Raw genomic sequence first — 9,256 nt, 5'->3', positions numbered from 1 at the left:
TACCCAGAATCGGCAAGCACATGCACGGACCACCAGGTGATGTCACGTACGTATCGCTCATGTTTCACGTGCCCGATATGCACTAAAAGTGTGAATGTGTCCCGTCACCTCGGTAATGTCCCACTCCGAGACGACACATCCCCCGAGGGGAGCAGGCGCATGGACATCACCACCATTACCGACGTGATACGCCGACCACCGGATCGCCCAGGGGACGTGTGGCGTCCCGGCGACGCCTGGCTCGCGGGAGGAACGTGGCTGTTCTCAGCGGAACAACCCGACACACGTCGACTCGTCGACCTCACCGCGCTCGGGTGGACACCACTGGAGGTCGGCGCGACTCATTTCCGTGTCGGAGCTACGTGCACCGTTGCCGAACTGTATGCGTTTGTCTCGCCGGACAATTGGCGTGCGAGTCCACTTATTCGCGTCAGCTGCGAGTACTTCCTCTCGTCTTTCAAGGTGTGGAATTCGGCCACCGTAGGCGGCAACATCTGTATGTCGCTTCCCGCCGGACCGATGATCACCCTGGCAGTTGCACTCGAGGCTACTTTCACGCTGTGGGCCACCGCCGGAACAGTGAGGACCGTCGACGCGTGCGACTTCGTGACCGGTGACCACCAGAATGTCCTGGAGCCGGGCGAAGTTCTTCGGAGCATCGAGTTCCCGGTGCACGCGCTCACCAAACGCCACGCCCACCGCCGCTTCAGTCTCACGCACCTCGGCCGTTCGACGATCTTCATGATCGCGACGCAGACTCCGGGAGCCGACGACTTTCACCTCACCATCACCGCCGGCACTACGCATCCGATCCGGCTGACGTTCGACGCGATGCCGGACGAGCACTCTCTGCGACGAGCGGTCGACTCCATTTCGGCCGACAGTTGGTTCGACGATCCCAACGGAACCCCCGACCACCGCCTGCACCTCGCCCGTCACTACGCCGACGAGCTCCGAATCGAACTCACGGGGAGCCAGTCATGAGCTACACGGTGAACGACCGGAAGTTCGACGAGGAACCGTTCCCAGGACAGTGTCTCCGGACGTTTCTTCGACACCTCGGACACCACGGGGTGAAGAAGGGTTGCGACGGCGGGGACTGCGGGGCGTGCACAGTGTGGCTCGACGGAGCGCCGATACACAGCTGCATCACGCCCGCCTTTCGCGCCGACGGTCGCGCGGTGACCACGATCGAGGGACTCGGTACGCCCGAAGATCTCCATCCGATTCAGCAACAGTTCCGGGATGCACCCGGCTTTCAGTGTGGGTTCTGCACCGCCGGAATGATCATGACCTCCGCGGCGCTCACCGACGCGCAGAAAGAAGACTTGCCGCGAGCGCTCAAGGGAAACCTGTGCCGCTGCACCGGTTACCGATCCATCGAAGACGCGGTCAACGGTGTCGGCGCTGTCGAAGTTGCCCTCCCCGGACAGGCGGTCGGGACCAGCGTCGGGGCGCCGGCGGCCACCGACGTCGTGACCGGCCGAGCCGAATACACTATGGACACCGCGATCGACGGCATGCTGCACCTGAAAGTGCTGCACTCGCCCCACGCGCATGCACGCATCACCTCCATCGACACCACCGAGGCGCTCGCCGTCCCCGGTGTCCATCGCGTGTACACCTGGAAAGACGTGCCGCGCAAGCTCTTTACAACGGCAATTCATACCGACCACCTTGTTGATCCGGACGACACGTACATCCTCGACAACGTCGTGCGGTTCGTGGGTCAGCGGGTGGTGGCCGTCCTCGCCGACTCCGTCGTCGCTGCGGAAGAAGGCCGTCGGAAGGTGAAGGTCGATTACGAGATCCTGCCTTCCGTGTTCGATCCGGAAGAGGCCATGGCCGACGGCGCTCCAGCCCTGCACGGATCCGACGATCCCTTTGTTCGAGATCCCGAGCACAACATCCTGCTCGAACTTCACGGTCACGTGGGCGACGTCGAGGCCGGGTTCGCCGAGGCCGACGTCATCCACGAAGGCACCTACTTCTCGCCGCGAGTGCAGCACGCACATCTCGAGACGCACGGTTCGATTTCATGGATGGAAGACGGACGCCTTCACGTTCGCACGAGTTCGCAGTCCCCCTCCATCGCCAAGGTCAAACTCGCCCATCTCTTCGACCTCCGCCCGGATCAGCTGCGCGTGTTCTGCAAACGCGTGGGCGGCGGGTTCGGAGGAAAACAGGAAGTGATCAGCGAAGATCTGGTGGCGCTCGCCACCCTGGACACCGGTCGTCCCGTCTGCCTCGAATTCACCCGAGAAGAAGAGTTCACCACCGCGTCACCGCGTCATCCGATGAAACTCACAATCAAGCTCGGAGCAAAGTCGGACGGGACACTCACCGCGTTCCACTATCGCAACGTCTCGAACACCGGTGCATACGGAAACCACGGCGGGGAGACACTCTTTGCCGGCGGCGCGGCAGTCTCGCTCTATCGCTGTGCGAACAAGAAGTTCGATGCGTATTCCGTGTACACCAATAACGTCCCGAGCGGCGCTTTGCGTGGGTACGGGATGACTCAACCGGCCTTTGCCGTGGAATCGGCCATGACCGAATTGGCCATCGCGCTGAACATGGATCCGCTCGAACTGCGTCGACGCAATATCGTCCGACCTGGCGATTCGCTCGTCGCACTCGAAGACGGCCCGGACGACGTGATCTTCACCGAAGACGGACTGGGGCAATGCATCGATCTGATCGACGCGGCATTGAAGCGCCAACCGGTTCCCTCGCTCGGAGACGATTGGCTGATCGGCACCGGTACCGCCAGTTCACTACATGAGACCGCGCCACCCACCGAGCACATTTCCGAGGCTTGGCTCACCCTCGGCGAAGACTGTGTATACGAACTTGCCATCGGCACAGTCGAATTCGGTGAGGGAACTTCTACCGCCCACGTGCAGATCGCCGCGAATCAGCTGGGCACAACACCGTCACGTGTACGAATCATTCAGTCGGACACCGACCGAACCGGTTTCGACACAGGCGCTTTCGCCAGCGCCGGCCTGTTTGTCGCTGGGAACGCGGTACTTCGCGCGTCGAATGCGCTCCGCGATCGATTACTGGCCTTCGCCGCACATCACACCGGCGTCTCGATTGACCAGTGCTCGATGGACGACGACAAGATCGTCTGCGGTAGTACTCGATTAACACTGCAAGAGGTACTCGAGGCTGCACGCCCGCGCGGGATCCGATTCACCGAAGCACGGAAAGCGTACGGGTCGCCGCGCAGCGTGGTGTCCAACACTCATGGCTTCCGGATCGCCGTCCATCGCATCACCGGCGAGATCCGCATCCTCTACAGTGTCCAAGCCACCGACGCTGGGGTGATCATCAATCCGGCGCAGGTGCGGGGACAGATCGAAGGTGGCGTCGCCCAGGGCATCGGCTTCGCACTCACCGAGAACTTCCACGTAGACGCAAACGGCGCGATTATGAACCCGAATCTACGTAACTACCGGATCCCGACCTATGCGGATGTCCCACGCACCGACGTGATCCTCGTCGAGTCATCAGACTCCGTCGGCCCACTCCGCTCCAAGGGCATGGCGGAGTGCTGCATCAATCCGGTTGCCCCTGCTTTGGCGAACGCACTGCAGGATGCCACCGGGTCACGATTCCGGTCACTACCGCTCACCCCGGAACGCATCTACTCAGGCCTGAACCGATGACCGCGAACACGTCGGCGGACAGCGCCGCGACGGTCATCATCGGCCAGCGAGTGCGTGCCGGACTGGAGAAAGAATTCGAGGTCTGGCAGAAAGATCTCAACCGGGCGGCCGCAGATTATGCAGGCTTCCTCGGGGCAGAAATCACGGCTCCGACGCCCACCCAACCTGATTGGGTGATCGTGTACCGATTCGACTCCATCGCTCATGTTCAGGCGTGGATCAACAGCGCGACGAGGCAGGACTACCTCGACAGCGGTCGTCAGTTCTTCGACGGCCCGGCCACGCAGCAGGTAGTGAGCGGCGGGATCAGGCCTCCGGACCCACTGCTGACTGTCGTAGTGACGCACCGAGTAGGTGACGACAGTATCGACGAGTTCCTTGCCTGGCAGGATCGCCTTCGGGAGGTGGAGAGTGCTTTCGACGGATTCCGCGGCACCGAACTGTTTCGCCCAGTCGACGGTGTGCAGGATGAGTGGACCCTGCTGTATCGCTTCGACAATGCTGCCCATCTCGACACGTGGCTGACTTCCCCTGAGCGACAACAGCTTCTCGCCGAGGGTCGCAAGTTCCACGACTTCGAACTGCGAACCGTGGACAATTCGTTCGGCAGTTGGTTTGCCTTCGACGAGAACGGAAACGAGGCCCCTCCACCTTCGGAGACAAAAACCTCGATCGCGGTCTGGGTCGGTCTCTACCCGACTGTCGTCTTGCTAACTTTGGCGCTGTCACCGCTGAAGCTGCCACTCTGGCTCGGATTGTTGATCGGCAACCTGTTGTCGAGCTTCATCATGAGTTTCTTCACGATGCCGTACTACGTGAATCGGCTCCTGCACCGTTGGCTGCGTCCACCTCCGGGGATTCCTGTCGCAAAAACCAACGCGCAAGGGGTGGCGATCGTCGCTGCGGTGACCTTGTTCTGGGTGGTCGTCTTCTACCTGGTGACTACTCAGTTCTGGTCGCTGCCCTGAACTCTCCAGAACGCGAAATGCCAGCGTATGCACCGGGGCATGATTCTTCCCCGGTGCATACGCTGGCATTTCCAGTTATGGCCGTTCAGGCGGCCGTCGGTGGGCTGTTCCCGCCGATCGGATGCTGATACGGATCAACGGACATCGGTGGATAGAACACCGGCTTCCGATCCTGGCCGATCTCCACCCGCCATTCGGTGTGGTGCAGTGTCCGATGATGGTGACCGCACAACAAGATCAGGTTATCGAGATCCGTTGGGCCACCATCACCCCAGTGAACAATATGATGGGCATCGCACCACCCCGACGGAGTCCCACACCCTGGAAACGCACAACCGCCATCCCGAACCGCAAGAGCCCGCCGCTGCGGAACCGTCGCCGTTCTCGCTTCCTTGCCGCAGTCGAGCGGAACACCATTCTCATCCAACAGAATCCGGGTGACCGTGCAGTCGCAGGCCAACATCCGTGCGGTGTCGATGCTGATCGGACCCACCCAATCCGTCCACGCGAACCCCAACTCCTCGGTGGACGGCAACAGGTCTTTCAGAACTTTAAGGTCCGTCATGTCCTTGGCCGACGCGGTCACCGTGATGTGTGGTTTCAACCCGCCCTCGATTGGACCCAGCCCCGCCCGCTCGTACCGGCGCAGTAGTTCGCAAAACCCATCCGCACGCCGTAATGCCGGAGTACGCGTGTCCTTGACGCCGTCCTTCTCCGGTGTCGGAGCCGACAGGCTCGACAGCAACGTGATCAACCGTGCCCCGTTCACAGCATCCAAGTCACCCTTTACAGTGACACGCCCGTACAAGCCTTTCGACGCGTAGAACTCGTTACGCTCCGAATCCTCACCGACCGGAACACCGTCCTCACGCTTGCCGTACTGCTTCTCGATCCGCCGAATCGCCGCCCGCACCGCATCACAATCCGCGATGTTCTTCGACGCCAACCCCAACAGAATCCCGCGAGCCTTGTCCACATCCGCCAAAGTCATGTTCTTCGGCGGATGCTGACAAAACGACGCCACCTGCCGCGCCTTCAACGCATCCACGTCACCCCGATGAAACGCATCGCCGACAACGGGTTCGAGCATCAGCAACCGCGCTAACCCGACCAGCAGACTGCACTCACCGATCTCGAGATTCGTCGAACCGTGCAACCACTGCGCGATCGCTCGAAAACCCTTCCCGCCGAGAACCTCACGGGAAAACATTTCCACGATCAACAACACCATCCGCGACTGCAACTCGTGTCGGACACGCACCAGATCGAGAACCTCACTCTTGAGGCCCTCGCCATCCAGTTGCCACGCTTCCCGACTGTCCATACTCAAAGTTTAATCGAACATACTTTCGATAACCAGAGACAAAGCGGACAACTTCAAATGTTTCACCCTCGAGACCTATTGAAACAAAGCTACTTTCAATTCCACGCAAAGTGCGCTCATCGACCCCCGAGCGGCAGCGCTCCCCCACCGACGGGATAGGGCGGAAGCGTTCCTACAAGCGTCGGTGTCAGTGTGGTCGCAGACGGATCGGCACGACCGAGAGTGAATTTCCGAACTTCGGCACCCGTTCCGTTGTTGCCGCTGACGAGGAGATCCGCGCCGGTAGTCGTGCTCGTCGTGGCCACTCCCACACCCGACCCTGGAGCGGTGAACGGGTCGAACGCTGCAACCTCCCGAAATGCCACGTCCGTCGAATGGTGATCTGGACTCTCGAGGTACATCTCGGGTGCACCGTCGAGCCTGGATCCACTCGAAAAGACACGGATTGATCCTTCTCCTCCGAGCATGCCTGCCACTATCGACTTTGCGCCACCCTCGGCGCCGGCCACCCAACCCGTCGACAGAGACACCCCGTCGCGGTAGCCCTGATCGAATGCCAAGAACTGCGATGTCGTCACCGGACCATTCGTATGACCTGCGTGTTCATCCGAGTCGCCCTTCGCAGCCGCAGTCGGTTCGTACAGGTCGTAGCGGAACGTCTTGATCAACGACTCCTCGCCCGCACCCGGTGCGGTCACGATGCTCGCTCGACCGGAGTGACTGTCAACCATTCCGGTTGCGAACGTGACTCCGCTACTCGATCCCGGGTACGGCGAGAACGAACCGAATTCTGCGGGTGCGGACCTCTTGTCCGCCGGAAGGTCGGTGGAGTAAATCTTGACCTGCGACTCCATCCCCGGGCCCGACGCAACGATGATGTTGTCCGCCAATGCGTTTCCGTCGATATCGACGCCGCCGACGTTCACTCCGCCACGAAAACCCACATCGAAGGGGGCGAATCTTGCCAACTCGTCGGTGAACGGCACGCCGCCGACTGCGTTGTACGCCACCACTTCCGGAGCCGAGCCTGCACCTGTTCCAGCGACCAGATCAAGCACCATGTCTCCGTTCACGTCCGCCATCGCAACACTCGGGGTGCCTTCGAACGACGGGAAGGGCGTCACAGCGGTGATCAGTTTGTCGCCGTTGGCATCGAATATCTGCACCTTGGCGGGCACGCCGGCCGAACCAGGTATCGCGACGGCATACGTCGATACCTCGGGAATCACGCTGACGGTAGCCATCAAACCGTTGTCCTCGTGATTGAGTCGGTGGCAGTGAATCACAAAGGTTCCGGTGTACTCGGTGAACTTCGTTCGCAACGTCACTGACGCAGGCTCGAGAGCATTCTCATTCTCGTCAGTCACCGGAGCAGGCACGTTCACATTGTCGATCCCCCAGGGCTGAACCCCTGTCGTCGTCCCTGCGACGGGATCAACGACTTCCATCACTTGGAAGTCGTTCACGTGAATATGCATCGGGTGTTCGTCGTTGTTGAGGTTCGTGATCTTCCATTCTTCAACGGAATTCAGCCGCGGTTGAATCAGCGGGATGTTGGGGAACGTGTTGTCGGCGAATTCGTAGGTGAAGGCCTTCGGATCGCTGTTGCTGGCCTTCTCGTTTCCGAACCCACCGGACACTGTGAGGTTGCGGGTCACGTCGGGCGTCATCGCTGCTGTATCCACGAACGAGGTGTAGGTATCGAGCTTCTGTCCGAACTCGAAGGGAGTCGTCTTCCCTTCGCCCTCGTCTGGCGTCGCGCGGATCAACTGCTGAGTCGGGAACGTGAAGAATCCGTCCGCGTAACTGATCACCGACGGGTCGACGGTGACGGTTCCGAGTTCGGCGGGCGGATTGTCGGTACCGTTGTTGGTATAGAGAATGCCCGGATTGCTCTCCGGTTTCGCACCTTCCAGCGGTGGCATCTCCAGCACCAGATCGCCGGACTCCGGCATCGTCACGGCGATTGCATAGCGCGAGGCCGGCGGAATCACCAGCCTGGTTCCGTCCCCGTCCACGGGTGGCCTGACCTCGTCGAACGGGTTTCCGTCCTGCCCCACGATTGCGAACTTCGGATGGGTGCCGGTTGCGGTTTCCGTCAACGTAACCGGCATGTAGGCAAAGTCGCTGATGTTGGCAAGCACCCAGATCTCGGTCTGCCCCGGCTTCAGTTTCAGCGACGGCTGGAACTGACCGTTCACGGTGTACTGCACATCGCGTTGGTTGTCCGGTAGTGAGGGATCGGCCGGAACTCTCGTCGATTCACCCACGAAGCTCTGCAGATTGCCTGGAACGAATTGATTCTGTCCACGATGATTGGCCGGGGACAACGGTCCCGCGTACCAGTTGGTGAAATACTGCGCGCCCTCGGTAGTGTCCGAGAAATTCACCGGAGCAAGGCTCGGACGGTACGTCCCGTCGGCCAATTCCGTACCGGCGGGTGGCGTCAACGTACTGACGAATTGGGGCCAGTTCGCGTCGTTGAGCTGTCGGCCCTTTCCTTTGCGGTCGAATACGAAGTTGTACTGCAGTGCCATATCGCGAACCGGAACGTCGTTTGCCGTCACGACAGGCAAATTCCCGTCCGGCCGGCCGATTTCCAGTAGCCCGGCCAAGCCCATGTACGTCTGCTGGGCGGTGAGGGTGTGCCGGTGACTGTGGTACCAGTAGAGACCGTTCGGCATCGTCCCCGGAATCGCGTAGTCGTACACGTTTCCCTGGCCGGCGGGAATGTTGAGCAACACGTTGTCCGCGTTGCCGTCCGGACTCACGTGCACTCCGTGCGTGTGCAGATTCAGCGGAGCCGACGTCAGCGCCGGCGGATAGATCGGCACGTCCCCGCCCGCCGGTGTGAATGCCGGATCGTAGAAGTCCTCGATCGTGAGATCTTGCAAATCGTTGTCGTAATGAATGATCAATCGCTCTCCGGGATTGACGCGGAGAGTCGGCGCCGGATAGACGTCACTCGCCGAGGTCGATCCGTCCGACGCCGTACCGCGGATGACCTCGTACCCGAAGAGCAGAAAATTCGACACGGGCGCCGAAGCGGTATCGAGCGGAATCACTCCCTGATGAGCGGACAAGCGCACCTCGAGAACACCATCTCGGCTACTCAGTTTCACCGGCTCCCGGTAGTCGACGGCGGTTCCGTCCGAGCCGTAGTTGGCGCCCACCTCGGGCGCCGATTCAGCGGACGTACACGCGGCCAACGCCATCGTCATGGACACCACTACTGCTGCGGCTAACGACTTTCCTCGCAGTGCGATCACTGGTTTCCCCGTTCCATGGTG

5 protein-coding genes are annotated in these 9,256 nt (G+C 60.9%); 3 read left to right on the top strand and 2 right to left on the bottom strand.

The annotated features are described in order from the left end of the window. Window positions 1-159 precede the first annotated feature (159 nt). From CPI83_RS13125 to CPI83_RS13115, 3 genes are read left to right on the top strand one after another with little or no spacing between them, the layout of a single operon-like run. On the top strand, window positions 160-984 hold the full coding sequence (locus CPI83_RS13125; protein WP_097387316.1) for an FAD binding domain-containing protein: 825 nt from the start codon (window positions 160-162) through the stop codon (window positions 982-984). Then, entirely contained in the window at window positions 981-3,674 is a 2,694-nt protein-coding gene (locus CPI83_RS13120; protein ID WP_097387315.1) for a molybdopterin cofactor-binding domain-containing protein, read from the top strand. Before CPI83_RS13125 ends, CPI83_RS13120 begins: the two co-directional genes overlap by 4 nt. Further along, the gene (locus tag CPI83_RS13115; protein WP_097387314.1) at window positions 3,671-4,642 is read left to right on the top strand and encodes an antibiotic biosynthesis monooxygenase; all 972 of its coding nucleotides are present in this window, start codon (window positions 3,671-3,673) and stop codon (window positions 4,640-4,642) included. The genes CPI83_RS13120 and CPI83_RS13115 overlap by 4 nt, the downstream gene beginning before the upstream one ends. Window positions 4,643-4,727: 85 nt before the next feature. Here the strand turns inward: CPI83_RS13115 and CPI83_RS13110 are convergent, their stop codons facing one another. After that, the gene (locus tag CPI83_RS13110) at window positions 4,728-5,966 is read right to left on the bottom strand and encodes an HNH endonuclease signature motif containing protein (protein ID WP_097387313.1); all 1,239 of its coding nucleotides are present in this window, start codon (window positions 5,964-5,966) and stop codon (window positions 4,728-4,730) included. A gap of 116 nt (window positions 5,967-6,082) precedes the next feature. After that, window positions 6,083-9,187: a multicopper oxidase domain-containing protein gene (locus CPI83_RS13105; RefSeq protein ID WP_232816932.1), complete on the bottom strand. Its 3,105-nt coding sequence runs from the start codon at window positions 9,185-9,187 to the stop codon at window positions 6,083-6,085. Between the last annotated feature and the right edge of the window lie 69 nt (window positions 9,188-9,256).

The organism is Rhodococcus sp. H-CA8f, from assembly GCF_002501585.1.
GTDB lineage: Bacteria > Actinomycetota > Actinomycetes > Mycobacteriales > Mycobacteriaceae > Rhodococcus_F > Rhodococcus_F erythropolis.
Note: the sequence above shows the minus strand (reverse complement) of the source record. Positions and strands in the feature narration are given on the sequence as shown.

What these genes read in the sequence shown, in the direction of transcription:
- CPI83_RS13115 (WP_097387314.1), top strand. Translation starts at nt 3,671, where the DNA reads ATGACCGCGAACACGTCGGCGGACAGCGCCGCGACGGTCATCATCGGC.
- CPI83_RS13105 (WP_232816932.1), bottom strand. Translation starts at nt 9,187, where the DNA reads ATGACGATGGCGTTGGCCGCGTGTACGTCCGCTGAATCGGCGCCCGAG.
- CPI83_RS13110 (WP_097387313.1), bottom strand. Translation starts at nt 5,966, where the DNA reads ATGGACAGTCGGGAAGCGTGGCAACTGGATGGCGAGGGCCTCAAGAGT.
- CPI83_RS13120 (WP_097387315.1), top strand. Translation starts at nt 981, where the DNA reads ATGAGCTACACGGTGAACGACCGGAAGTTCGACGAGGAACCGTTCCCA.
- CPI83_RS13125 (WP_097387316.1), top strand. Translation starts at nt 160, where the DNA reads ATGGACATCACCACCATTACCGACGTGATACGCCGACCACCGGATCGC.